23 protein-coding genes and 4 pseudogenes are annotated in these 26209 nt (G+C 56.6%); 22 read left to right on the top strand and 5 right to left on the bottom strand.

The window, feature by feature from the left end; genetic code table 11:
* Positions 1-65 precede the first annotated feature (65 nt).
* Positions 66-1094 carry a site-specific integrase gene (locus D1Y84_RS00575; RefSeq protein WP_158615242.1) on the bottom strand — a complete coding sequence of 343 codons (1029 nt, stop codon included), beginning with the start codon at positions 1092-1094 and terminating at the stop codon, positions 66-68.
* 169 nt (positions 1095-1263) lie between these two features.
* On the opposite strand from D1Y84_RS00575, the gene D1Y84_RS00570 reads away from it, so the two are divergent.
* The 8 genes and pseudogenes from D1Y84_RS00570 to D1Y84_RS00535 all read left to right on the top strand — a co-directional run bounded on the left by D1Y84_RS00570 (position 1264) and on the right by D1Y84_RS00535 (position 10484).
* On the top strand, positions 1264-1845 hold the full coding sequence (locus tag D1Y84_RS00570) for a hypothetical protein (protein WP_124846795.1): 582 nt from the start codon (positions 1264-1266) through the stop codon (positions 1843-1845).
* 1166 nt (positions 1846-3011) lie between these two features.
* A pseudogene (locus tag D1Y84_RS18780) lies at positions 3012-3164 on the top strand (ParA family protein); the annotation flags it as partial.
* A 15-nt stretch (positions 3165-3179) separates the two neighbouring features.
* On the top strand, positions 3180-3314 hold the full coding sequence (locus D1Y84_RS18775) for a hypothetical protein (RefSeq protein WP_370245682.1): 135 nt from the start codon (positions 3180-3182) through the stop codon (positions 3312-3314).
* Positions 3311-3700, top strand: a complete 390-nt coding sequence (locus tag D1Y84_RS00560) for a ParA family protein (RefSeq protein WP_124846793.1) — start codon at positions 3311-3313, stop codon at positions 3698-3700. Before D1Y84_RS18775 ends, D1Y84_RS00560 begins: the two co-directional genes overlap by 4 nt.
* On the top strand, positions 3679-4062 hold the full coding sequence (locus D1Y84_RS00555; protein ID WP_124846792.1) for a hypothetical protein: 384 nt from the start codon (positions 3679-3681) through the stop codon (positions 4060-4062). The genes D1Y84_RS00560 and D1Y84_RS00555 overlap by 22 nt, the downstream gene beginning before the upstream one ends.
* 14 nt (positions 4063-4076) lie before the next feature.
* Positions 4077-5054 (top strand): replication protein RepA, encoded by a 978-nt coding sequence (locus tag D1Y84_RS00550; protein ID WP_124846791.1) that lies wholly within the window; start codon positions 4077-4079, stop codon positions 5052-5054.
* A 1566-nt stretch (positions 5055-6620) separates the two neighbouring features.
* A pseudogene (locus D1Y84_RS00545) lies at positions 6621-9218 on the top strand (CHAT domain-containing protein).
* A gap of 9 nt (positions 9219-9227) precedes the next feature.
* Entirely contained in the window at positions 9228-10484 is a 1257-nt protein-coding gene (locus D1Y84_RS00535) for a S41 family peptidase (protein WP_124846788.1), read from the top strand.
* Positions 10485-10669: 185 nt separating this feature from the next.
* Here D1Y84_RS00535 and D1Y84_RS00530 read toward each other — a convergent pair whose 3' ends face one another.
* The 3 genes from D1Y84_RS00530 to D1Y84_RS00520 all read right to left on the bottom strand — a co-directional run bounded on the left by D1Y84_RS00530 (position 10670) and on the right by D1Y84_RS00520 (position 12411).
* On the bottom strand, positions 10670-11407 hold the full coding sequence (locus D1Y84_RS00530) for a hypothetical protein (protein WP_124846787.1): 738 nt from the start codon (positions 11405-11407) through the stop codon (positions 10670-10672).
* 9 nt (positions 11408-11416) lie between these two features.
* Positions 11417-11995, bottom strand: a complete 579-nt coding sequence (locus tag D1Y84_RS00525) for a sigma-70 family RNA polymerase sigma factor (RefSeq protein ID WP_124846786.1) — start codon at positions 11993-11995, stop codon at positions 11417-11419.
* Positions 11996-12117: 122 nt separating this feature from the next.
* Positions 12118-12411 carry a helix-turn-helix domain-containing protein gene (locus tag D1Y84_RS00520; protein WP_124846785.1) on the bottom strand — a complete coding sequence of 98 codons (294 nt, stop codon included), beginning with the start codon at positions 12409-12411 and terminating at the stop codon, positions 12118-12120.
* Between the two features lie 496 nt (positions 12412-12907).
* Between D1Y84_RS00520 and D1Y84_RS00515 the strand changes: the two genes are divergently transcribed.
* The 7 genes from D1Y84_RS00515 to D1Y84_RS00485 all read left to right on the top strand — a co-directional run bounded on the left by D1Y84_RS00515 (position 12908) and on the right by D1Y84_RS00485 (position 19945).
* Positions 12908-13273: a hypothetical protein gene (locus D1Y84_RS00515; RefSeq protein WP_124846784.1), complete on the top strand. Its 366-nt coding sequence runs from the start codon at positions 12908-12910 to the stop codon at positions 13271-13273.
* An 8-nt stretch (positions 13274-13281) separates the two neighbouring features.
* A complete protein-coding gene (locus D1Y84_RS00510; protein ID WP_124846829.1) occupies positions 13282-13545 on the top strand; it encodes a VirB3 family type IV secretion system protein in 264 nt (87 codons plus the stop codon).
* Positions 13526-15877, top strand: a complete 2352-nt coding sequence (locus tag D1Y84_RS00505) for a VirB4 family type IV secretion system protein (RefSeq protein WP_124846783.1) — start codon at positions 13526-13528, stop codon at positions 15875-15877. Before D1Y84_RS00510 ends, D1Y84_RS00505 begins: the two co-directional genes overlap by 20 nt.
* 43 nt (positions 15878-15920) lie before the next feature.
* Positions 15921-16757: a TrbG/VirB9 family P-type conjugative transfer protein gene (locus D1Y84_RS00500; protein ID WP_124846782.1), complete on the top strand. Its 837-nt coding sequence runs from the start codon at positions 15921-15923 to the stop codon at positions 16755-16757.
* Positions 16757-18052, top strand: a complete 1296-nt coding sequence (locus tag D1Y84_RS00495; RefSeq protein ID WP_124846781.1) for a TrbI/VirB10 family protein — start codon at positions 16757-16759, stop codon at positions 18050-18052. Before D1Y84_RS00500 ends, D1Y84_RS00495 begins: the two co-directional genes overlap by 1 nt.
* Before the next feature lie 12 nt (positions 18053-18064).
* Positions 18065-18967: a hypothetical protein gene (locus tag D1Y84_RS00490; RefSeq protein ID WP_124846780.1), complete on the top strand. Its 903-nt coding sequence runs from the start codon at positions 18065-18067 to the stop codon at positions 18965-18967.
* A 96-nt stretch (positions 18968-19063) separates the two neighbouring features.
* On the top strand, positions 19064-19945 hold the full coding sequence (locus D1Y84_RS00485) for a hypothetical protein (RefSeq protein ID WP_124846779.1): 882 nt from the start codon (positions 19064-19066) through the stop codon (positions 19943-19945).
* Here D1Y84_RS00485 and D1Y84_RS17770 read toward each other — a convergent pair.
* Positions 19942-20100, bottom strand: coding sequence for a hypothetical protein (locus tag D1Y84_RS17770; RefSeq protein ID WP_158615241.1), 159 nt, complete (start codon positions 20098-20100; stop codon positions 19942-19944). The genes D1Y84_RS00485 and D1Y84_RS17770 overlap by 4 nt on opposite strands.
* On the opposite strand from D1Y84_RS17770, the gene D1Y84_RS00480 reads away from it, so the two are divergent.
* From D1Y84_RS00480 to D1Y84_RS18770, 7 genes and pseudogenes are all read left to right on the top strand, one after another.
* On the top strand, positions 20093-20875 hold the full coding sequence (locus D1Y84_RS00480) for a VirB8/TrbF family protein (RefSeq protein WP_124846778.1): 783 nt from the start codon (positions 20093-20095) through the stop codon (positions 20873-20875). The genes D1Y84_RS17770 and D1Y84_RS00480 overlap by 8 nt on opposite strands.
* Entirely contained in the window at positions 20872-21885 is a 1014-nt protein-coding gene (locus tag D1Y84_RS00475; protein WP_233580904.1) for a CpaF family protein, read from the top strand. The genes D1Y84_RS00480 and D1Y84_RS00475 overlap by 4 nt, the downstream gene beginning before the upstream one ends.
* A 23-nt stretch (positions 21886-21908) precedes the next feature.
* A complete protein-coding gene (locus D1Y84_RS00470) occupies positions 21909-22193 on the top strand; it encodes a hypothetical protein (RefSeq protein WP_124846777.1) in 285 nt (94 codons plus the stop codon).
* Positions 22194-22487: 294 nt separating this feature from the next.
* A complete protein-coding gene (locus D1Y84_RS00465; protein WP_124846776.1) occupies positions 22488-22883 on the top strand; it encodes a hypothetical protein in 396 nt (131 codons plus the stop codon).
* Positions 22884-22886: 3 nt separating this feature from the next.
* Positions 22887-24962, top strand: a complete 2076-nt coding sequence (locus tag D1Y84_RS00460; RefSeq protein ID WP_124846775.1) for a type IV secretion system DNA-binding domain-containing protein — start codon at positions 22887-22889, stop codon at positions 24960-24962.
* An 18-nt stretch (positions 24963-24980) separates the two neighbouring features.
* Positions 24981-25813 (top strand): annotated as a pseudogene (mobF, locus tag D1Y84_RS00455) (MobF family relaxase); the annotation flags it as partial.
* A gap of 54 nt (positions 25814-25867) precedes the next feature.
* Positions 25868-26209: pseudogene (locus D1Y84_RS18770) on the top strand (conjugal transfer protein); the annotation flags it as partial.

Below are 26209 nucleotides of genomic sequence, written 5' to 3'. Positions count from 1 at the left end.
CCGAGATGACGTGCCCTCGCAGACGTTACTCGTCACACGCTCTGCTTCGATCGCTTGTTAGTGGGCTACAGCCCTAGCTTCCCGGCCGCAGTCTGCCGCAGTTTCTTACCTTCGCGGATGTAACGACGGACCATGCTGAGGGAGCGGTGGCCGGTCTGCTGCATGATCTCGAGCTCAGTCGCACCTTTCAGATAGGCCTGGGTCGCGAAGCCGGCGCGCAGCGAGTGGCCGCCGTAGTGCTTCGCGGCGAGCCCGGCTCGCTTCACAGACCTTTGCACGATGACCCCGATCGAGTCCTTGTCGAGAGCCGCGCCGACATTGCCGTGGCGGTCGACCCGGCGAAACACCCGGCCGTCCTTGAGGTTCGCCCGTTCAAGCCAGTTTTGGAGCGCCCGCACCGGGCAGGTTTCCGGGTGGATGCCGATCGGGATCTCCACCTCCCTGCCCTCCCCTTCCTGGTCGGTCTTGGAGCGATCGAGCTGGATCGTGATCCCGGTCTTGTGCCACTCGAGCTTCTCTATAGATAAGGCGGCGAGTTCCGACCGGCGCAGCCCCCCGGAGAAGCCGATCAAGAGCAGCGCCCGGTCGCGGGCGGCGAGCAGTCCGCCTTCGAGGTGGTCGAGCACTTTAACGAGTTGGGTGACCGAAAGCGGCTCTTTTGCTTTCTGGGACGTCCCGAGCGTCCGGCGGATCCCGTGCAGGGTGTCGGCAACCAGGCGATGCGAAAGGTTGGCGGGCGATGGAAAGTCTGCCTCCCCGTGCACTGCGGTGATTGCGGTCAGCCGCCGAGTGATCGTGGCTGGTTTATGGGTCGCGCCCAGGGCGGCCAGATAGAGGGCGACCGTCGCGGGCTCCGCCGGGAGCGACAGGAGACCGTGCTCGAGGCACCACGCCCCGAAGTGACGCCAGTCTGCCGCGTAGGCCCGACGGGTTGCGGGGGATTTCGCGGCCAGCACGTACTGGTTGGCAGCCTCGGCCGTCCGCCAGAGTGGATCGTCGGGCGCGAGCCGCGGAAGGGTGGGCTTTATGCTGGCAAAACCCAGCCCTGGAGAACTCAGCTTTAAGGTTAGGTCCTGGTTGCCCTTATCGGTCACAGCACTCCCTCTTGGCAGGCCTATTTTGACCTTGAAAGGCACCATAACACGCTGACCCCTGAGAAGCATCTCTTATCGTGGGTCAGTTTACAGCATCCACGACATGCATTATCGGCAGGTCAGCCAACAATAGGGTACCCTCGAAGCGTGCTCTCTGGAGGCAAAAGACGTGGCTAGGACCGTTTCCTGGCGGCATCGGGCCGGCGAGATCGCCGAGCGGGTGCGGCATTCTGTCACGGAAAGCTGGACCCGGCGCGACCTCGAGCGGGTTTTCGCGGTCCAGCGCGTCACCGCCCAATCCCTCATGCGCGCCATCGGCGAGGTCCAAAACATCGGCGGAACCTACCTGGTCTCCCGCGCCGCCCTGCTCCGCTACCTGGAAGCAGTCGACTCTGCGGACGACCTCACTGCTGCCCACCGCGAACGGCTCCTGTTCGCCGAACCTGTGCCTCGGCCGCGGTCGCTCAAGGTCGACCTCCCCGAGGACCTCCACGCCGTGATGCTCCGCGACCTTCCGCCTGAGATCCAGATCGAGCCCGGCCGGATCGAGATCCGCGGCGCCGATCCCGCTTCCCTGCTCCAGAACCTCTACCTGCTCGTACTGGCCCTGGAACAGGATCTCGGCTCCATCGAGGCCTCCCTTGAGGCGCCCCCTGTGCCCCGCCAGGTTCCGGAAGTAGACGAAATGCAGGAAATGTTCGAGCGATTGCGACTGGACGAGCGGTCTAGGCGGCTGGATTCTTGTGTCTAGGAGAAGTGCATGCTGTAGAAGATGGGGCTCGTAGGACGGTGCGAGCGGCAGAAAGCGCATTGCATCCAGCTGTCTTCGAACCACCGTACAACTGTATGTCTAGAAATATGGATCGCTGTATGGCTCACCGGGTGACTTTGGAAGTGATTGGGTGAATCAAAGCTCCAACGCAGCTTTATTTGGTGCCTAGCGGCCCTCGGCAGCTAAAAGGTACGGCCTTTCACTAGTGCCTACTAGGCGGGCCTTCAAGTCGGTTCTTGCTGCGATCGATGTGGGGCAATGTAGAAAAGGTAGCTTTCGCCACATCCAGGCGCCTCATGGATGAATGTATGTCTGTGCACATGCCCTTATGGCTGCGCTGCTGGCTGTGTTGCTGTATAGCCTTGGCAATGTAGTGCTGCGTGGCTCTAAGACACTCTTGCTGAGCATAGGCGGCATGGCGACATGGCTGTATGGATGTATGTCTGGCTGTGCGGCTGTCTGGCTGTGTGGCTGTCTGGCTGTCTGGCTGTCTGGCTGCATTTATATACTCTGGCGTGGCTGTACTGCTGTACTGCCGTACTGCTTCGCAGCTGTATGGCAGAACGGACTAATGGGTGTAAGATGTACGACCATATAGATGTACAGACGTATGTCGGTCTGGATATATGGCTATATGTATGTGTGATACTTTTAAATAGCTGTAGGGCTGTACGGCTGTCTACCCGCTTGTATTGGCTCGCTGCTATACCGCTGTATCCTCGTATACCTAAAAGGCTGTACTAGTATCTGGCTATCTAGCTACATAGATACGCGTAAAAACATACGCCTTCTGGATCTTTGTTTTAGCGGCTCAGGCCAGCCTAGATTCGCGGTATTTAGGAGCTCCATCAGCTTGCGACACGGCAGCAGGCACGGCGCTCTGTTCTCAGAGGCTTGTGGAGACTGTCTCGAGCTTTCATTTAGCAGCGCGTGCAATGTTATGTACATCAGGACATATGTCTTGCTGTACAGTCACGCGTCTAGCTCTCTAGAGACATCAACAGTCAGGCCGGGCAGTAGCTACCCACTCTGGGACCTGATCTTGGACACTCCGGCCTTAAAGGAGTAACGATGTTGGTACCCGGGTGATGTACAGCGCGATGTATGTCTACCCATACACCTAGCATTACTGCTATACATCTCTCATGTCTATAACGATAGCCATAGCAAACCAAAAAGGCGGCTGCGGCAAAACAACTACATGCATGAACGTTGCTGGCGGCCTTGCAGCGGCAGGAGTTCGAGTATTGGTAGTTGATGCAGACCCACAGGGGAGTGCTACTGAGTGGCGGAACCGCTCGGAAGATAGCCGCTTGAACTTTGATGTAATCGCTATGTCCACCCCTTCGATCCATAAAGAACTCCCCAAGGTGATCGCGAACTCGTCGTACGAAGTAGTGATCATCGACTGCCCCCAGGAACAGAGAAAAAAGGCTTCGGCACTGTGACGCGTTCTGCCCTGCTTGCTGCAGACTTTGTCATCATTCCCACCCGGCCGACACCGATTGACTTTCTCGCGACCTCCATCATGCTTCCCGTCCTTTGTGACGTGGCTACAGTGCGGCCGGAGCAGAAGGTTTTTCTCCTCCTGAACGCAAAACACGCGAGCAATCGACTTGGCCGGAGCGCTAAAGAAGGCGCGATGTCGATGTTTGCTGATCAGGGAATAGACATTGCCATTTTCGACTCGGAGGTTCATGACCGGACGCCATTTGCGGAAGCGCCAGCCAGCGGGCAGACAGTAGTAGAGTTCGCACCATCATCGAAAGCTGCAGAAGAGATACTTTCACTCACCAAGGAGGTAATTTCGAAATGTCTAGCCGTACATCAGTGAAATCTGCATTTCACAACCTTAGACCAACGATCATGCGAGAACCATCGAGGTCGACGGTCTCAGCTGAGGCAGAAGCTCGTCTTCTCGACAGCATGCCCGGGTCAGCGAGGATTGAAGAGAAAGGCGAGCAGCCACAGGGAAGTCAGGTCAAGACGCGCGAAGCTGTCGACATCTCTCCAATTGCTTTTGGGCAACATGGCTCGCTTTTAAAAAAGAAACAGCGGGAACGATCAGTTTTGGTCAGCTTTCGCATGCCGCAGAGCCTGAAGGACAAACTCGAGCTAGCAGCGCAGAAACACGAGGTCAACCAAACAGACCTAATCAATGAAGCAATCGACTTGAATCTTCAGCGCTACCTCTGATCGGAGATCAACGCATGATAAAGAATGATCCAAGTCTTGCGAAAAAGCGCGACCGCCAGGCTGAGGAAAGCCAAAGCAAAGATCGGTTTATTCAGGATCTTGTGCGCCTACGCGAGAAGCGGGATGCAGGCGCGCTCGGCATTCAGATGACCCAAATTGCGCAAGCCATGGTTCTTTGCGGCCTTCCTTATAGCCCTACGGCTGAAACAAAGATTGTTCGTCGGGCAAGGCTGGGCGATGGTTCCACAGTTTCGGTCACCTTTAGTGCAGGACTTGATGGGATTGGTATGCCATATGGCTCCGATCGAACGCTTTTGCACTGGATGATAGATAAGGCGATAAAGACGAAATCTCCTATTGTGAGTTGGGACACAGCGACAGAATTTCTTAAAGATGTTGGGATGGCCGACAGCGGTAAGAACCGCAAGGATTTGAAACAGAGGTATTTGCGGCTTACCGGCCTGACCATAGGAGTGGTCAGGAAGGGAAGTACCGAGTCAACCGTGCTTGTACCTTTTATCGAAGAGTCGCACTTGCCGACTTCCGTAGACATGAAGGCGGCCAAGAACGGGCAATCCCTCCTGCTGCTCGACACTCCAACCTTCGGCTTTCGCTTAGGTGAGCGCATCTTCAAGGAGATATTGCAGTACCACGTACCTGTTCCTTTCGAACTCCTCCAAGCTACGAAGAAAAAATCGCAGCTTCAGGACCACCTCATCTTCCTTTACTGGCGGAGCTTCTCCGCTCAAACCGAAACACTGATCCCATGGGGAAGCCTTCGCGAGCAACTTTGGCAGGAAGACAGTGTGACTAGCCGGATACGCACGAGGTTCAAGGAAGCAATCACGGTTTTCAAGACAATCTGGCCGGAGATCAACGCTGAAGCCGAGAAAGCTGGCTTACGAATTGGCCCCCCAAAGGCAGGCGTGCACTTCCTGCCCCAGGCCCGAGCGGCACGCCGTTTACCAGTACCCAATCGGCACGAAGCCTAGCCTAGAATTGCGGTTTTAGAGTCTTATGTGAGTGGAGCAAACCGCACTCCTGGGTCAAAGCTCGGCACTTCCCGGTCAAAATGGCTCGGGTATGTTCCCTGTGCGAACCTTGATCTGCATCAGAAGAATCGCCGAAAATCTGAGCCCTGCTTTGTAAATAGCTCATTCGAGGTCACTTGTCTTTGGTGCGATGTAGCTACTAGGCAAAGAAGGCGTTGTAGCAGCACCTCCCGGTCAGGTTTGGCTTTCATTTCAATGACATCTTTCTTGCAGCTCAGTTTCCTTTTGCTTTCAGCACTTCCCAGTCATCGGTTCAAGCGTTCGCTGAAGTCACAATGCCCTAATTGCAGGATCTGTTAAAAGCGGTGACTCCTTAGCCTAAATAGGGTTGATGTTGGGGTGTTTTCAGGATTGCTGTGCCTCCATTTACCGGCTGTTCTTCCTCTTAATCGGACCACATTTTTGTGCGTTTACCTCACTCGAATGGGGAGGTTAATAGTTTGCGTTAGCGCTTCGAGGTTAGCGGATAGTTGCACTTCCGAATGCATGCAAATAGAGCATGCTTTGACACGATCCGGAGATCAGCAATGATGTAGTCTCGGGACTGGAAGTGCGCGGCTGCCACAATCAAGATTGATTGCATCTAGCCTCCCAGCCGCATTTCCCGGTCATTTGCCTGAGGCACATTGGTAGCACTCCCCGGTCACTTCCCTAAAGCACATTGGTCAGCACTTTCCGGTCACTTCCTAGAGCAAGTTGACCAGCACTTCCCAGTCATTTGCCTGTGGCGTATTGGCAGCACTTCCCAGTCATTTGCCTGAGGCATATTGGCAGCACTTCCCAGTCACCTGCCTAAAGCACGTTGGCCAGCACTTCCCGGTCACTTTCCCATGGCACGTTTCGCCAGCACTTCCCGGTCACTTACCCATGGCACATTTGCCAGCACTTCCCGGTCATAGTGGGGTTTGAATTCGAGTCGCCTTAAGAAAATGCTGCATTTTCAATCAACTCGTGAAGCAAGATTGCTCAACGATTTTCTTTTCCACAATCCGTTGTTGATTTTGCAAGATTTCCCAGCACTTTCCGGTCACACGTTCCGCACCTTCCAGTCGCAGTGCTTGCACCTCCCGGTCATAATGCCCGCACCTCCCAGTCTGAGATTCAGCACTTCCCGGTCTCGCCTAATAAGGAAGCAAGAGATTGCATGTTGTACAGGAAATCTCAAGATGTTTTCACGATGTTCGAAGGCCGATGGATGTGGATCAGACACCGTTCATTTTTCGACACAGAACAAACCCCGACATGCAAGGGACCTTTTCGCGCATAGCCTTCCTCTAGGGCCCATGCATCCACTTGAGAAGGGCTCAAGGTCACCTTAAGATGACTTTGCTGAACGAGGTCAGGGATCTTTAGAGTGTTGAGGCTTGCGATTAGAGCTGTGCCAGATCGCCCAGAAAGGCATCAAGAAGCGCGTCGGAGAGCATGGGTGTGCCTCACTAACCCCGTAAACGTTTGTAGGGGCTCCGCCGCCTGGGGAAGGGCGAAGAAAAAACATAAAATCGAGAGATGTCGAAACGCAGTCGGGCCAAGAAAGTAGCCGTAGCTTTGGGAGTGACATTCGGGCTGGCGGCTGGAGCGTACTTTTACGCCGTTTCGCCGCACCACAGCTCAGCTCCACCGGAGTCAGCCCAAGGTTTACTGGACCGCGCAGACGCTTTGGCATGGAACAGCCGATGGACGGATGCCCAGCCGCTTTATGCAAGGGCTGAGCATCTCTTCGAGTCTCAGCACGAGCAGTCGAAGGCTCTTTATGCCGCAGTCAGCCAGCTACCGCCCGACGAAAGAGTGAGCCTTCGGAGCAACATCCTCCGTGTGACTGAAGCCTTGCAGCTTCCAGCTGCCCATGATCCCGAAACAAGGCTTCGGCTTCTGACGGTTCTTGGAGGCTTCGAGATCGACTATGACGCAGCTCAGGCGCGGGCGACCTGGCAGGAGGTTGAACGGCTTGCTTTGAAGCAACGTCATCTAGCTCAGGCGACCCGCGCCGTTGGAGACCAAGGAATAGCCGCGTTCATTCTTGGGGATACAGAAACGGCCAAAGATCAGGTCACGAAAGCATGGGGCTTGTCCAAAGTAGAGCGCGACCCTGCGGCCACAGTGCGATATGCCAGCGTTTTCGGTGTTGGATTGGTTCAGGTTCGGCGGTACAAAGAAGCTCTGACGCCTCTGAACGAGGCGATCAGGCTTGCCGCTCTACATCCTGAGCTTGCATCGCCTACCATCGCCATCTACGGCAAGATCGACGCGCTGGAGGGTCTGCATCAATACGACGCGGCTCTCAGACTTGCAAATGAGTCCCTGACGAACCTCCAGGGAACGGTCTACGACGGCCATAAGACCCAGGTTTACATCTCTAGAGGTTCGATCTATCGCGACCTTAAACACTGGGACGCTTCGATAGCAGATTACTCCGAAGCCATAAAGATCTCTCGCCGCATCACCAACCCGCGCGGAGTTGCCGATGCAGCGGGACTGCTCGCCCAGGCATACGAACACCAAGGCAATCTGTCTAGCGCACTGGCCTCGATCAACGACGCAATCCAAGCCAACACGGAGATTCCTGACGAGCTGTATATCGTTCCGCGAAACCTCGCAATCAAGGCCGAAATTGCATTGAAGATGGGGAACGCTAGACAGTCTGACGTGCTGTACCGGAAGAGCATGGCGCTCGTTGACAACATGCTTCAGCACGCCGCCACCGCAGGCAACCAACGTCAGCTCCTGGCCGAGATGAGCGACGTATATTCCGGCTATTTTGCCTCTCTAGCTGGACAGAAACGGTACGACGAAGCACTGCAAACTCTGGAAAAGGTCAGAGGGCGCATTGAAACCGATGCGATCGAGCACCACGAGATTCAGCCAGTCCACGCGACAACACCAGCCGAGCGAAAGTTGAACGCTCTGAACGTGGCTCTGATCCAGGCCGAGGACCCAGAGGAAAGAACCCGTCTTCTAAACGCGATCTACAACACTGAGCTGCAAATCAGCCCGAGCGCACTTGCCCAACAGACGATTACTCATCCAGTACGGCTCGCAACCGTACAAAAGGCGCTCTCCCCCAGCACTGTCCTGATCGAATACGTTCTGGCTGAACCCGCTTCATATGCTTTCGCGATCACACGCGATTCGGTAACCCCCTACAGCCTGCCGTCCAAAGCCACGATTGAGGCAGATGCCAATCGCTACCGGAAGGAGATCGCAACCAAGAAAGAGGACACAGCACTAGCCGGGAAACTCTTCGGGGAGCTGCTTCAGCCGGTGAAGCAGTACAGCGCGAAAACCGACCTCATCATCGTGCCGGATGGAGCCCTGCATCTGCTGCCCTTCGCTGCTTTGAAAGACGGATCTTCCTACGTGCTTTCTACACACACCGTCGATGTAACGCCTTCGGCAACTGTCTTCGATCTGCTCAATAAGCGCGTGGAGGGGCAATCGTTAGATTCACTTCCATACGTAGGTGTCGCAGCCTGGACCCAGCATACAGACGACCGAAATCCCATTGTCCGTGCAATTTCAGGACCACAGAGAAGTCAACTGGTTCCCTTACCGGAGAGCCAGGCCGAAGTGGAGACAATCGCGAAGGACCTCCCTCATCCAAGCACTATTCTCCTAGGATCTGACGCCACTGAGACCCACTTCAAACACCTTGATCTCGCGAGCACAGAGGTTGTTCATCTCGCTCTACATGGCTACGTCGATCTGGATTACCCAGACTGATCATCACTCGTTTTCGCGCCTGATGGTGCAGAGGGCGAGGACGATGGTTTGCTCCAAGTTCGCGAGATTCGCGGGCTGCATCTCAACGCGAGGCTCGTCACTTTATCCGCTTGCAACACGGGAGTTGGTCCCGTTGGTGAAGCAGGCGTGACAAACCTTGTGAATGCTTTTATCGAAGCCGGAGCGGACTCGGTAGTGTCCACCCTTTGGGAGGTGGACGACCACGCCGCGCCGCATGTGATGGAAGCCTTCTATATGGAACTTGCTGCTCACAAGCGGAAGGTTGACGCCTTACGTACGGCTCAGCTCGAAATGCTCAATCAGGGGCTGGCGCCATATTTCTGGGCCAGCTTCCAAATCGTTGGTGACCCCAACGGCACTCTGTAAAGGAACTAAATGGATCTCAACAAAGAGCAACGAGAAACACTCCTAGGAAAGATTCAAGCCTTGGTGTCCGACAAATACTTCGATCCAGCGTTCGACAAGAGCGCCTGGGACAGGATTATCCAGCGACACCGTTCCTCAGTCGTTGATGCCTCTGACGCCGATACCTTCGAGAAGGCAGTCACAGAGATGCTTAGCGATCTTTCGCCCCGGACTCTTGGCCTTCTCTCAGAGAGGACCAAGATCAATCCCCGAAATGCGATCAACGCAAGCTTTTCGGTACAGTCCATCGAAGGTGGTCTCCGGTGGGTCTTCCAGGATGTCCTTCCGGGCGGTGTCGCCGTGGAAGCTGGGGTGCAGACCGGAGATGTTCTCCTCACTGCGGCTGGAAAGGAGATGCTTCCTTCATCCGACAAAGCGATTGAACCGCCGTTCGAGATGGGGCACACGATTCCAGTCACAGTGTCTCGCGGCCAGCCTTCCCATATCGTCACGCTTTCTCTCAATACGGGTAATCCAAAGTACAAGGACAACCCATATTCCGATCTCACCGCTGTAACGAGTCGCGACATCAACGGTGTGGCATACCTACGGGTCAGCCTTTTCCAGGGGAAGGTGGGCATAGACTTTGCAAACGAGCTGGACCGGCTGTTCCGCGGATCTTTCGCAGCATCGAAGAAGCTCATCATCGACCTTCGAGGCAATCCAGGAGGGGGTATTGGAGGGCTCGCGTTGATGAGCTACCTCACACCTGACAGGCTTCCGGTCGGTTACAGCAAGAACCGCGAGATGGCTGAGAAACGGATCGATCCGTCAACCTTCCCGAAGTTCAGCAAGGTTCCACGTTCCAGACTTGCCATCCCGGGTCTCGCTCTGAAGTTTATGGGCAAGACCTCTGTTTACCTCTACACGGAAGGTCTGGGAACTCAGGCTTATCAGGGAAGCACGGTCATTCTTGTGAATGAACATACGACCGGAGCAGCCGAGATGGTTGCACAATTCGCCCAAGAGAACCGATTAGCCACCATAGTTGGCACCAGAACACCGGGCAGACTGGTTTCTCGAAAAGCCAGCAAGCTCGGGTTCGGCTACCGCCTCGTGATTCCGGTAGCGGCTTACGTGAGCGCGAAGGGAACCCAGATCGAAGGGAAGGGCATCACGCCCGATGTCGAAGTTTCGTGGTCCTTTGCAGACGCTACGGCAGGACGAGACAACCAGCTCGACTCCGCGCTGAAGCAGGTTTCTGCAGCAAACACACGTGCAAGCTAAAGGGGGGAAGTCTCCCCCTGCCTCCAGAGGTGCGCCGGCGAAAAGACCGGCCCACCTCTTCCGGCACCCCCACTGCGGGGACACCCCGCAACGCCCCCCGGCTATCTCGGAATGCTGCGGTTAGTTCATAAGTAAATATCTGGCAAACTGAATTGTTACCTTGCTAATAAGCAAGAACGGCGATCTTAGCGTTCAACTTGCAGAGGATAGTAGTACGTCCCATTATCAGAGCCCCGCACCGTGGCCAAGAAGTACGCCCCAGGTTTCGCGGAGCGGAGGTCCAGAGTAACGTTCACCCTGACCTTGCCCACAGTCTCCTGAGCAACGCCGACGCCTGTTGCAACCACATGGCTACCCGCACGATCGGTAGAGACCATGATCCTGTACTCACCGATCTGGCTGAAACGCGGAAGCGTAACGGAGAGACGAACCACAGCAGTAGGCAGGGTGACTTGCTGAAGCGGAGCGGCATCGTCCTCATTGCCTATTCCGCGTGCGGTAGTCGCTTCAAACAGGTCTACCGCCGCGTTCCGAGGATTGCTAGACGCCACTTCTATAGAGCCATGAGGAGGCTTAGAGTTCAGCTCATAGATTGCGGTCCCGCCGACAATCAACAACACTGAGGCGGCAAGCGCGTAAACCCACTTGCCAAGTGTTAGGCTCTGGCGCGGTCGCAAGGGTGTTGGAGCTGGCTGGCTGGCAGCCTTAACCATGCTGGCAGGCTCACCTTGAGCCTGCTTCCACTCTCCCCGGTATCCCAGATATTCCGCCACGCACTCGGAGCATGAAGCTAGATGCAGACGTGCAGGATGTTCCAGAGGCAAGCGATCCTCCGCTAGGTCGTTCAGCGTCTTCTCATCCGGACACCCGATTCGGTCAGGGTTTGGGTGAGCATCCAGGAAGTAATCCCTTATCAGGTCCAAGTAGACTGCCTAACCCTTCGTCTCGCATAAATTTTGAAAGTCATGGCCCGCGTCGCCACTCTTTATTCTGCTGGAACCTACAAAAGATGCAATACGTAATTTGAGTCGTTGGATGGCTTTAGCGGCAGCTGACTCGCTGATTCCGAGGACCTTGCCAACACTTGCGGCGCTTGTGACGTCCTGAAGCAGGAGAGCAAGAATCGCCTGGTCGCGCTCTTCCAGCTTCGTCCCCAGCTCTTGAAAGAAAATTTTGCGCTCAATCCGGGCCTGTGCGTCAGCGTCCACTCCGGCCCATTTCTCAAGCTCGAGACTGCTACCTTCCGACGTCTCTTTTGAGGCGCGCGTCTTCAGGTAATCGCGCACTCTTCCATGCATCGCGGCATACGCATAACGGCGCGGTGTCGCGTGAGTGTTCTTGTTCTCTTGCATCGCGCTTCCGATCTCCTCGGCCCACTCTGCGAGGACAGCGGGATCGAGATTCGGGTACGTGCTCACTACCCAGCCGAACGCTGATTCGACGCCTGCTTTGATGGAGGGCAATACTTCCATGCCTTCACTGTCCACGAGATGTAATTGCGTCCAGCCCATTCAGCACTCTTCTCAACAATTTCAGTATTGGATGGTGTCCAGAAACGGGACGCTCAACACGTGTAGTAGGTAGATGCACAATACACATCCCAACTTTCAGCGTTTGAGCTGTCGTCAACGCATCAGGACTGCGATTTCTTCTTCTTTGGAGACGGTTCAGCTTGCGCGTTGGCCTCTTCGTCAGACACTTCGCCAATGCCTTCAATTAGTTGACCGACCGGAACCTGAAAGGTTTCTGCCAAACGTAGCAATGTTGGGACAGAGAACGCTTCTCCTCGCTCGATCCGGGCGACTTGTGTCATGTGGAAGCCGTACTCGCTTACTAGAGCGCGATGCGTCAGCTTGCGCTCCTTCCGGAGCTGCTTTATCCGTTGTCCCAGCGCAATCCGGAATTGTTCATAGTCGTATCGCAGCATGGGATGTTGGTGGGCCTCTTCATTCGCTACTCAGAGGCGCAGATAAATGCCTCGCATTGTTGGTCTCTCACCAAATCTTAGCAACTGAACAGCCTTGCAACCTCGAATTCTCTACAGGTTCGTGCGTTCACAACCCGCGACCATACCGGGATGTGTATGAATGCACAAAAGTCCCCCATACAGAAACGTGTTTACAAGTGCATGGCGTTGCGCTATAAATGCGGTGTGGAGGATACACAAAACTACACCGCAGTGTTTTGTGTATTAGTTCTGCTGAACGACAGAAAGGAGGCGGCTTCACTAAGCGTTTGAGTCTTTACAGAAAGCCATTTCCGTAGCTTTGAAGCGAGAAGCTTTCCGGCTCTGAACAGATTGCCGCAAGGATTCGGCAACAACCCAAACTCCCTAATCCAGTCGCACCGAAAACGTGCACTAGCCGCGAGCGCGGCTCTGTGTCTTGACCCATACCCAAACGAGCAACTTTCAGGAGTATCCCTTGACCGCAACGATGAATTCCCGCCTCACAGCCATGGCCTCCAGAACCTTCACCAAGCAGCGGGCAAAGGACGCCGCTCGCACGCTTGGGCCGGTTCTGCTTACCCTCGCAATCTCCCCACTCGTCGCGCACGCTCAGGGCACGGTGGACGTCTCGGGTGTCACTTCCGCGATGAAGACCATCGAGACGAGCTGCTTGCTCGGTGGCGCACTCGCCGTCGTCATTGGAATCGTGTTCGGCGTGTTCCAGTTCATGGGCCGCAACATCTCCGGTGGCTTTATGGCAATCGGTGGCGGTCTGTTCGCTGGTATCGTCATCGGCTTCGCCCCGCAGTGGGTTTCTTCTCTCACCGGACAGAGCCTCTAGCCATGCAGATGACCAAGCGTGGAGAGCCACTGGCGATCAATCAAGCCCTCAACAAATCTCGGCAGAAACTCGGTTTGAGTTTGCCTATCTGGATGGGCATTGTGATTGCCTCGCTGATGGCTCTCCTGCTTCGGTTCTTTCTTCTGTCGATTGTCATGTTCATTGCGATTACCGCTATCTGCTGGATGATCGTGCGCAAACACCCAAAGATGTTCCAACTGTGGGGCCTGAGCTGGACCCAGAAGAGCTACTATGACCCGCGCAAACGCTAATCCATGGTTCACCGACGCTGGGGCCGCGAACAGCATCATGCCCATCGTTCGCTTCGTCACCCCTACCGTGTTCGCGAGCAAAACACGCGGCTATGGCTTGCTTTTTGAAGTCGATGGAGCGGATGAAGAAGGGCTCACAGACTCGGAGATAGCCTCCAAGATGCGAGGCGTTGAAGGCGGCGTGCGCGGCCTTACAGAAGACTTCGCGCTCTACCAGTACATGCGCGTGACCTCCGGTTTCGAGATCCCGCGCCAGAAGAAGTATGCCGATCCCATCACCCAAACCTTTGTGGATCATCGGCTGGACTTTCTTGCGAAGACTGCAAACTTCCGTCGGATCGACCTTCATTGGTGCCTCACCCTGGAGCCCCAGTTGGCGTCTCCATTCGCGGCCAGACCGAAGGATCAGGCCGACGAGAACGACCGGCTCATCTCGCAGCTCCAGAAGGCGGCGACCATCCTCGAAACGCATCTGGGCAGCGTGATCGGTTTGAAGGTTGTCGGCAAGGAAAAAGCCTTCAAGTTCTTCGCGGAGCTGTTCAACCTTGAAGAATGGGCCGGTCATATTCCGCTTGTTTCCGACCAGGGCGTAGACCAGCAAATTGCCACAAGCGCGGTCTCCTGGCACAACGATCATCTGCGCGTAGGAAAGCGCCACGTCCAGATGTTCTCGGCGTCGAGCACGCCCGCCGCGTCCCAGCCTTGCCTTTACAACAGCATCACCAATCTGACCTGTGACAGTGTGCTTTGCACCACATGGAGGCCGCAGGCGTCCTCCACAGTGCGCAAGGAAATCAGCGCCCAGGAGAAGTGGATCGACTTCTTCAAAGTCGGGATCTTCCAGCGCGTCATGGCCGGGAAGAACTTCGCCCAGCTCGACCAGGGCGCCGGTGCAAAGGCAGCTTCCGAAGGCGTTGATGATCTAGGTCTCGTCGTCAAGGAGCTGGGTAAAAAGGCTCAGGGCAAGTACACCGTTACGCTTCTCCTCTCGGCTGCGAGCGCGGAAGAACTCAGGGAGAACACGCCGCTCGTTCACCGGACCTTCGTAGACGCGCAGGCCACGGTGATCGAGGAGACCATCGGCAACCTCTCGGCTTTCTATGCGATGTTTCCTTTCAATCAGCGCTACAACGTCTTTTCCCTTTGGCTTGGAGAGGATCATCACGCCCGCCTCTCGCCAGTCTTCGCCCCAACCATCGGCCATCCCAAATCGGAGGACCTAGACAGCGAATACCTGAACGTCTTCGAGACCCGGCAGGGAACCCCGTTCTTTCATGACGCCTACGTGTCCGGCGTCCGGGTGCAGCTCACCATTGGACCTCCCGGTACGGGCAAGTCCGTGCACACCAACCAGATGCTTGCGCTGGAGCGGAAATACCACGGGTTCACGTTCATTTTCGACATAGGCAACAGCTACGAAAGCATGGTGGAGCTATACGGCGGCAAGGTGGACCGCATCGGGCTAGACGGCCCGCGAGTCAACCCGTTCGCCCTGGAGCCGACCGAGAAGAACGTCAAATTCCTCTACAACTTCGTGAAGATGCTCCTCACCAACAGTGGAGCCGTGCTCAGCCCTGAAGACGAGGACGCGGTGTTCAGAGAGGTGCAGGGTATGTACCTCATCGACCGGAAGATTCGCAGACTTTCCAATCTGCTTCTCCCGCTACACCTGAAGCGTTACCTCGCGAAATGGGTTGAGAAAGGCGTCTATAACGCCATCTTCGACAACGTAGAGGACTCGCTTAGCCTCTCGCGCATCCAGTGCTGGGATTTTGCGGGTGTGGCGAAGGACTACCCGGACCTGATCGAACCGCTGATGATTTGGCTGCTACGTCGGATTGACGACGTGGTGTATGACCCCAAGAACCTTGGCGTTCCCAAGCATGTCGTGATCGAGGAGATCTTCTCGAACATGAAGAACAAACAACTGCTGGAGGGCGCACTTGCCAGTATCAAGCAGGTTCGTAAGAACCTCGGTGGCGTCACTCTCATCGGCCAGTCAGCCAACGACCTTGGAGAGAACGCGGATTCGATTGTGAACTCCTGTTCGTCCTTCCTGTTGCTCCCAGATGCCACGTTCAACCGGGAGTTCTACGGCGAGCTGTTCAAGATGACCGAGCAGCAACTGAACCTCTTCGAGAGCCTTGGACCGCGTGAGGGCCTGTTGATGCGCCGCGATGGAGTCACCAAAGTTGTGACCTTGAACCTAGACCCCCGCAGCTACGCGATCTTTTCCACCAAGCCCAAGGATAGAGCCCGTCGAGCCCGCTTGATCGAGAGATGGGGACTGGAGGACGGTATCACCCGTTTCGTCGCAGGCGAAGACGCCTAATTACTCGCAATTACACCACCAACCAGCCAGGGAGACCGCCCCAATGAAAACGCATCCACTCTTCACCGCGAGCACGTTCTTTGCAGTCTGTGTCTACGGTGCATCCAGCCTCCATGCCCAACAGAAGGCTCCCAGAACTGTCCAGGTGAGCGCCACGACCGCGCCCCCGGTGATTCGGACCCTTCTCAATGAATCGACGCTCCTTGAGCTTCCAGCGGAGGAGAAGGTCGCCACGATCTTCGGCGGAAACACCGACGACTGGATTTTCAATGCCGGTCACGTCGCCAGCCGCTTCGTGAGCGTGAAACCCAAGGCAGCGGCGGCGAAGAGCAGCACCAACGTCCACATCATCTCCGATCACGGCAACGACTACACCCTTGAGCTGAAAGAGGTGTCGGCAGACCAGGCCGGAGGCTTCGATGCCACCGTGTTCCTGGTGCAGACCGACCAGGACGCCCAGAAGAAGATGGCCGATGCTCCGGTATTCCTCCCAGCGGCAGAGGTGAAGGAGAAGGAAGACCGGCTCGAAAGGGAAGTCGCCCAAGCGAAGGCCGCAGCAGCAGCCGACAAAAAGACGGCCGAAATCGCTCAGGAGAAGTATCAGAGCACCTACCCCAGCAACCTGCATTTCGATTACAGCTGGGACCAGCCGAAGGCGAAGGCTTTGGGTGTGCGGCAAATCTGGGATGACGGAAAGTTCACCTACATCCAGGGCAAGTTTGAAGAGCCCCCGGTGGTCTACGAGCTGAAGGACAAGAAAGGCTCGCTCATCAACTTCCAGTTCGAAAACGGCCTCTACACCGTTCCCAAGCTCCTGCAGAACGGTTACGTCGCCATCGGCAAGTCCAAGGTTGAGTTTCACCGCCAGGAGAACAACTAATGGGAACCGTCCCGGTAGCACCATCCACAAAGCCGCCTATCGGCAAGACCTTGCCCATCGTTCTTGCCTTGACCGGAGCAGTCGCCCTGATTGGGGTTTCCACTGCCTACAACGTAATCACCGGCAGCGGCCACAAGCAGGAAGCTGTTAAGAGCACTCTGCCCGCTCGCCCGTCTACCGCCGACACGCAGCAGGTAAGCAACTTCCAGAAGCAGCAGGCATTGCTCCAGAAGAGTGACGCCGAGCACGCCCAGCTTCAACAGGCCATGGCAGCAATGAACGCGCAGGAACAGGGCATGCGGGCGCAAGAACAGGCTATGGGACAGCCTATCCCACCGCCTGAAGCGGACGGCACAGCGCCCATGACCCCGGCCCAGAGCGCCGCGATCTACGGCACAAGCGCAAATGCTCCCAGGCAGACATCTGGCCAGTCAGAGGCGCACGCCCAGGCGAAACAGAAGGCGGCAGACCGTGAGAAGCACCGAGTGGATGCCCTCAACAGCGACACCGTAGCTGTTGACTTCCAGACCCACGAGGCTACATCGGCAGGCCAGATCCCGACGAGCCAGGTACCGACCTCCACCGGGCCAACCGTCATAGCAAATCAGATCATCGGCGGCGGCGAGCCGCCGGCTGTGCCGGAAGGTTCCAGGCCAAGCGAAAAGAAGGAAACGAACGCGATGGCCGCGTACAACTTCGATGAGTACGGAGGCAAGCTGTACCGCGTCTTCGAGGGCACCGTTCTTGAGGGAGTTGTTACCAACCACGTAGACGGCGGCATGGCAGGCCCGGTCCTGCTCATGCTCACCACGGACTACTACTCGCACGACCGGCAAAACCTGCTCCTGCCTCAGGGGACCCGGCTTATCGGCTCCGTCACAGCAGTAGGGAATCAGCAGCAGCACAAGCTCGCGGTAGTGTTTCACCGTGCCGTCTGCCCAGATGGCTTCTCCATCGACATCGACAAGTACGCTGGCCTCGATCAAATCGGGACCACCGGCCTTGCCACCAAGGTAGACCATGGCTATCTGCAAGCGTTTGCCGCTGCCGCCGCAATCGGGGGCCTGGGAGGACTCGCGCAGATCGGCAACAACGGGAGCGTTCTAACAACCGATAGCCAGATCCGCAACGGCATCTCCTCGCAAACCAGCCAGGAGGGCGAACAGGTACTCAATCACTTCCTCAATCGGCTGCCGATCATCACGCTCAAGGAAGGTTCGAGAGCGCGGGTCTACATCGGCAAAGACATCCTCATCCCCTCCTACGCAGATCATCGCGTCAACCCGACGCTTTAGGAGTTTCCATCCATGAAGAAGCTCACCGCAGCCCGCAGTCTCACTCTCGTTAGCGGAATCGCCGCGTTCGCAATGGCGGTCCCAGCTCACGCGCAGTTCGGCGGCATCACCTTTGATCCAACCCAATCGGCTCACGCCATTCAGCAGATCGTCAATGAAGAGAAGGGACTTGCGATCCAGGCCCAGGAGGTTGCAGCAGGTTCGCAGACGAACCTTACGCTCCTCCAGCAGCTCGACAACGACTACAAAATGGCCACAACCGCGCTGAATATCTATCAGCAATCGGTCACCACCTACAACACCATCGTCAACAACCTGAAGTATTTCAATTCCAAGCAGATTTGGAGTACGGCAGAGAACGCCCTACTGCACAGCAGTGTGCAGAATACCTACGGGGAAACGGCTGGTCTTCAATCTCAATTGAACGGCCAATCTCAGAACTCAAGCCTTGTCTGGAAGATCATGAATCTCGCGATCTCTGGTACATCTTCGAGCTTCTGGAGCGGGGAAATCGTTGGACAAAGCCAGCGGCTTTCTACCCTCGCCCACATCGAGGCAATGGATGCTGCATCAAGCCAATGCCTCGCAGCAAGCGGAGCATACCAAGCCAGCAGAACGGCCAATTTAGCAGCTAATACCGCCCTCAACACGTCGGTCTACGACACAAGCGACGCGACCAACAGCGAGGTCGAACAGCTCAATTTGTTGAACGTCTCCAACTCCCAACGTGCGGAAGAAGAGCACGCGCAGGGGCAAATCCACGCGTGCATGGCGGCACAGGCAGCGGTCGCCAACATGGAGAAGCGCAACGTCGCTTCGATGACGATCAACGACGCGGACTTCAAGTACACCCAGCAGGCGAACAATCCCACGTATCTGGGGAATGGATCGACCACCTGGACCACCTATTACTGAGCCAGATGCGGTACTGGGGCTGGCGCTGGACCTCTCAGCGCCTAGCCTTTCAACCCGAAACAACAAGTTCCACATTTCAAGCGTGAGAGTGACCCTATGAACCCCACACCCGGAGCGGTCGATTGGCTCTCCCAGTTCACCCAGGATTTGACGAACCTCACGACGCAGAACGGTGGAGCCCTGTCGAACTTCGGGATGATCCTACTCACCTTCATTGCGACCATGATCCTTATTGGCATCGCTGTACGGATGTCGTCATGGTCGGTGCATCTCGGAGGGCATCGCACCGTCAGTTTGGATGAGCTGCGCACCTTCCTATTCAGATTCCTTTTCTGCCTCGTGGTGGAACACTACTGGGTCAACAATCTCCCAGGTGCGAGCTTCGGCTTCAATCGCATGTTCTCCTACATTGCCGCTGCTATTTCACAGATCCTTGACCAAGCACAGTTGAACCAGTTGACGGCACTGCTGGCGGATGCGGGCCACAACACGCCCATGCCCACAATCCTCGCCCCGATGGAGACCATTTGCTACTACTACGTCGAAGGTCTGCTCGGGCTCGCTTCGGGCATCATCTTCCTCATCAATTGCAGTGGATTCATCTTCTATGCCGTGGCCGCTTTGTTCGGCCCACTGATGGTTCCCCTGTACTTGACTGAGACATTCCGTGGTAAGTTCCTGCACTTCGTTGAGGTGCTTTTGTCCCTCGCGATGATTCGCGCCGTTGCAGCTGCCTTTATCTACGTCTGGTCTCAATTCCTCATGGGCTTTATGACGCAGACCTTCCACGGTGATTACAGCGTTGCCATGTGGCTCGCGAATCTCATTCCGTTCACTACGATCTTCGTTGCTTTCATCCTCAATATGTTCCTTATCCCAAGCGTCACGCAGATGATTTTCGGCGGTGGAGCTGGACTGGCTGGGAGGGCTGGGGAGATGGCTAATAGGGCGGCCACAGCCGCAGCATTAGGTCTTTAGGAGTCGCCATGCTGTTTCTCATCGTGCTCTACCGACGCGCCCCCTGGCCAGTCCGCATGTTGACGCTGGCCGTGCTCTTCATCGTCTTTGTTTCCACCATTGTTCGAGTACACAAAGCCGTTCACGCAATTCAGGAAAGGAATACGAATGTCCACACACGTCGCAATCCCCGGTAGCACGCTCACGGCGAGGCAGCACGTCGAGGCCGACAAGATTGGGAATCAGGTTTATTCCGCGCAGTATAGCGAGCGCAGTATGGCAAAGATTGCGATCAGCGCACTCGCAGGTATCTCTCTGTTGTTGTGCGGCGGTTTGGTCGCTGTCTCGCACCGTCCGGTCGTCAACCGCTACATCCGCATTGATGAGGCGGGCAGGGCACAGGCGATCCAGTACACCGACCTGAACTACAGCCCACGCGAAGGTGAAATCCGCACCTATCTCACCGATTGGACTGGCTACCGACACACGATCAATCGCGAGACGATGGCGAAGAAGTACCCCATGAACTACTACTTTCTTTCCTCAGCTCTCGCCGCCCAGCTCATCGGCCAGGACAATGCGAACCACCTCATCACCCAGGTGACGAGCGGGCAGACGGAACAGAGCGAGGTGCAGGTCAACAATGTGACGATTACCTCGATGTCCCAGGAGAAGATTGAGAACACCATCCTCTCCCGAGGAACGGCCCTTGAGACCTTCGATCTCATCTACCCGATGCGGACCTCCAGCAAGCCGCGAACGGAGCACTGGATGGCTTCGTTCACCTACTATTTGAATCCCGCCCAGGTGAGCGAGCAGGCAAAGACAAACCCGCAATACGAGACGATCAATCCTCTCGGTTTGACCATCACCGAATTCCACGAGAACCGCGTCTCCGTAGATCCGCTTGTAGGCCAAGGCTCCACGTTCCGCCCAGAGGTGAGCCGGTGAGCGTTGAAAGCGGATGGGAGAAGGTTCTACCGTTCTTTTCGGACGACCTTCAGGCGTTAATTCTTGACCCGACTATCAGCGATTTGATGGTGAACGGAACGACTGGTGTCTATGCCGACCGGGGCGGTGTGATCGAGCACATTCCGGTAACGGATGCGTTCGATATTGAGCGACTTGAGGCAGGCATCAGGCGCGTAGCGAGACTGATGGGGCAAGATCTCACGAATCAGAACCCCATACTCAATACCCGGATGCCGGATGGCTCACGTGTGGCGGTGGTTGGAGCACCTTCCGCAATCGGCGGTCCATCACTCACTATCCGCAAATTCAACCAGTGGTTTACGACCGACCAACTCATAGAAATGGGAAGCCTCCCTAGGGAGGCGCGGGACAGAGTTGTCCAGTTCCTTATGCAGAAGAAGAACGGCATCATCGCTGGCGGTACAGGCTCAGGCAAAACAACGCTGATGAAAGCCATTCTCGACCACGTTCCTGTGACTGACCGGCTGATCGTGATTGAGCAGGTTGCAGAGCTTAGAGTGCTTCAGCCGAATGCCCTCCGCTGGGAAGCCGTTGACGCAATTCCCGGCCAGGTTGCGATCCTGCCGAGTGCGTTGTTGGCGGCTGCACTGCGACACCGGCCCGACCGCATTATCTTCGGCGAAATACGCGACGAGTGCGCCAACGATTTGTTGCAGGCAATGAACACAGGACACGGCGGAACGCTCACCACTCTGCACGCGAAATCAGCGTGGGATGCATTGAGCAGATTGTCGAACCTTGCCCTAAGCGCACGCCCGAATATCAATCACAGCTTTATCCGCTCGGAAACAGCCGATGCAATTGACTTCGTTCTGTACTGCGAACGCCTACCGAGTGGCAGGCGACGGGTACGAGAGCTTATCGCCGTCAACGGCTACGACTTTGCCACCCAGAGCTTCGAGACAGAAGACCTTTTCCGCGCTGACGACGCCACCGAAGCGACCACGAACCCCACCCACGCAGCATAACCAGAAGCCCGGAGGAACACAGAATGCCCCTGCTCGACATCAAGCAAGTCCGCAAAGTCACCATCACCTGCTCACTTGAAGAGTCAACCGCAATCCAGGTTGACCAGTATGCAGCCTTCGTCAAATGCCTTCCAGATGAGGTGGTTAACAAGGCACTTGAATACACCTTTGGCAAGGATTCCGACTTCCAGAAGTTCCGCTCGACCGACCCAAAGATCACCTCGCAGCTGCGGATCAAGAGGCCCGCCACGATGCCCACAGGAGCGCGGCGTGGGCCGAAGCCAGCCAACCACGTAGCTGCAGGCTGAAGTGCATTCCTGCGAGGGGCTGGCGCCCTTCGCAGGAAGTGACGCACGGCGTCACGGAACGGCAATAGCAAAATCAGCGGCAAGAACAGCAGCAGATGCAGCAGCAACGACAAGAGCAACAGCAACGGCATGCGCTTCGCACATGGAGAAGATGACACTCCATCCCTTCCAGGGTTGAGTTTCAAGCTAAAACGAAAACGTATGTTATCGCGTTGAGCGACAACCACTTAGCCGCACATCGTTTGCATACGTTTTCGGAGCGAAAACATATGCAAACAGCGTTGAGGAGGGCAAATGGAAGCTATTGATGCAGCACCGGCACTGTCCTTAGAGGATCGTTTAGACCGCCGTAAAGGGCGGCCAACACGCAACAAGATGACTGGAGTGCGGTTTACGCAAACCGAAATGGCAGAGGTTGATCGCGCGGCTAACGACCAGGGAAAGCTGTTCGGAGAATGGGCGCGGGAGGTGCTTCTACGTGAGGCTCGCAACTCTCGCGGAGACGCACTATTTACCGAGATTGTAGCCACGCGGATGCTCTTGAATCTCGTGCTGAAACCCCTCGCCTGCGGGAAGGTAATGACCGCCGAAGAGTTCAGCGGCGTGCTCACAACCGTGCGGACAACGAAACACAAAGCAGCAACGGATGTGATGGAACAATACGCAGCCGCCGAACCGAAGGAGCGTTAGACAATGGCAAGCCAATGGGGACGTAAAGAGACGGTTATCTGGCCTCCGCAAGTGCCGGTCTACACCATCGGCACGATGATTCTTTCCGTGCCAATCGTCATGTGTTTGCTTCTCGGGATGTACTTTACAAAGCCATTCCTCGCCCGTGAATACACCGGCGACTTCCTCAAAAGCGCAGCCGGGGCGCAGTTCAAGATGCACAGTTCCTTCCGTCTGATTTTTCTCCAAGGCGGGAAGAAAGCGCCCCGGGTGGCACAGCACCAGGACTTTGTTCCAGGCTCGACAATCCTTCCAAACGGGAAGGAGCTGAACGTCCAGTTGTCGCCTGCGGCAACAGCCGAAGGCTACACGACCTTTGTTCGCGCCCCGGAACGCAAGATGTCAGACGACGCCCTTTATGGATGGTTCAAGGCCGCGATCTTCGGAGGTGACGATGTTCTCAGCGCCTACGGTCTAGCCGTCGGGGAGGCGGCAATGGTGGTGATCTTTCTTCTGTGCTTCGCTGTGCCGCTGGACTTCAAACGGGGCAAGAAAATGAAATACGGGCGGCTGCTACGCGGGCCGGTGATGTCGGCCCCCAAGCAATTCAACGCCATTCTGAAAGGGGAGGGGCTGGGGATTCGGACCGATGAAAGAGGCGTCATCATCCGTCTTCCGCTGCGTTCGGAAGCCAAGCATGTTCAGGTGATGGGCGATACCGGCGTAGGGAAAACGACCCTACTAATTCAGATGCTTGGACAGATTGAAGACCGCGGGGAATCGGCCATTGTGTACGACCCGGCAGGCGAGTACATCCAGCGTTTCTACCGTGAAGACCGGAACGATGTGATTCTGAATCCCCTAGACGCTCGTTCCTTTTATTGGTCGCCATCGTCCGAGTTGCGTACCCCGGCAGAGGCTCGCACCATCGCCGCGTCCCTGTACCAGCCAGCGGACGGCAAGCCCGGTGAGTTCTTTACCGAGACCCCGCAAAAGATATTCGCTCACCTGATGAAGTACCGTCCTTCGTCTCAGGACTTGGTTTCGTGGATGTCGAACCCGGACGAAATCGACCGCCGCGTAGAGGGTACGGAGCTGGAGGCGTTTATCTCGAAAGACGCTCCCGATCAGCGACAAGGCGTACTCGGTTCCCTGGGTCTCATAGCCGACAGCTTGCGACTCCTGCCCACCAAGGAGCAGGCCCACGGTAAGGAGTGGAGCGCTACGGCGTGGTCCGAAAAACGGGAAGGATGGATCTTCCTCACCGGCACCGAGGCCGAGCAGGAAGCGCTTCGCCCGCTCCAATCGCTTTGGATCGACTTGCTCATTCTTCGCTTGCTCACGCTGCCCCAGCCAGGACAGAAACGGGCATGGTTTGTCCTTGACGAGCTCGCCACCTTACAGAAGTTGCCGCAGTTCCACGCCGCATTGACCAAAGGCCGCAAGAGCGACAACCCCATCATCTTCGGCTACCAGGGCAAGGCCCAGCTAGAGGTGATCTACGGCCATCTTGCGGAGGTGATGTTGTCCCAACCGGCTTCCAAGTTCGTTCTCAAGACCGCCGAGCCAAAGGCCGCAAAGTGGGCTTCCGAGCTAATCGGAGACATCGAGATTGAGCGCGTTCGGGAGACCGTCGCGGACGGCAAGCGGGCAGGCAAGAGCTTCACCATGGACCGGCAGATCGAGCCATTGGTCATGAGTTCGGAGATTGCTGGACTTGAAGACCTCCATGCTTTTCTAAAGCTGGGAAACAACGTCACACGGTTCAGCTTCCCCCACATGGACCGGCCCCTTATCGCGCCGTCTTTCGTCGCCCGTGACATTCCAGAAGGCGATATGTGGCTAAATCCTCTCGCCCCTGCGAAGCCAAAACCAGAACCGTCGCCCGTGCCGGCCGCCGCCGCTCTGCAGGTAGCGATCGCGCCCTCCAAGGCGACCGAAGCCGTCACGGAACCCCCGAGCGCCACGCCAGCAGCGAAGAAGAAAGCCCCGCCAGTCACGACGGAGCCGACCGTCAGTCCAATGCCCCTACCCGAGAACGTGCCCGCCTTTGGACCGCCAGAGATGGTCACAGCCACCCATCCCAGTAGCGATCTATAGACCAGGAAGGAGGACTCCATGCTCACTATTTCCAAGGCCCTCAATTCAGGCCAGGCACAGACCTATCACCACATGGAGTTCACCTCCAGCACCCAGAGCTATTACAAACAAGACGGCGCGGTAGCGGGCGAATGGCAAGGCCAGCTCGCATCGGAAATGGGCCTCGCCGGTGCAGTCAATCCCGAGCATTTCACGCGTCTGACGGAAGGCCAGCATCCCGAAACCGGCGAGCAGATGGTGAAGCATCGGACCGCCCAGGACTACAAAAATCCAGACGGATCGACCACCAGCGCGGTCGAGCATCGTGCAGGTTGGGACGCCACTTTTTCGGCGCCCAAATCGGTGTCCCTTACAGCTTTAGTGGGCGGCGACGAACGAGTCCGGGAGGCACACGCGACCGCCGTGACCGCCGCCGTCGCCGAGCTGGAGCGCTATACCCAGGCCAGGATTGGCGGTAACAACCCAGCCGAAACCACTGGCAAATTCATTGCTGCAAAGTTCGAGCACGACACCGCCCGCCCCGTCGAAGGTTACGCGGCTCCCCAACTCCATACCCACGTCTTCATCATGAATGTGACCGAGCGGGAGGACGGTACAACCCGCGCCCTTCAGGAACGGGGCATGTTCGACACCCAGAACTATGCGACCGCCGTGTATCAATCGGTGCTCACGTACAAGCTTCGCGACCTGGGGTATGACATCGAGGCGGGAAAGAGTGGAGCGCCCGAAATCAAGGGCTACTCTCAGGACTATTTAGACGCTTCCAGCCCCGGTCCCAGCAGATCAAAGAGCATCTTGCGAAGACCGGCTACACCGGAGCGGAAGCGTCCCAGATTGCCGCCCACGCAACCCGCGACAAGAAAGTCATTCTCTCCCCCGAGCAGGTTTTAGAGGCCCATCGGACCATGGCCGTATCGTTCGGCAACCAGCCGGAAACAATCGTGGCCCAGGCTCGACAGCGACCCCAGACACAAAACCGGGCACCCGAGCAGGAAGCCAGGGCAAAAGAAGCCGTTACCTACGCACGGAGTAGCAATTTCGAGCGGGAGGCCGTCATCGACGAGCGGACCCTGATGCGGGATGCGCTTCGCCGGGGCATGGGGGAAACCACCTTCGCCCACGTCAGAGCCGAGTTCGACAGCCGCCACAAAGGGGAGATTTCCGGCAGCTCAAGAGTGAAAAACAACGCCGACAAGGCCGAACGCTTTCACAACACGAGACCGATCGCCAACGAGCGGGCGAACGTG

Origin of the sequence: Acidipila sp. EB88 (genome assembly GCF_003858395.1) — a bacterium.
GTDB lineage: Bacteria > Acidobacteriota > Terriglobia > Terriglobales > Acidobacteriaceae > EB88.
Note: the sequence above shows the minus strand (reverse complement) of the source record. Positions and strands in the feature narration are given on the sequence as shown.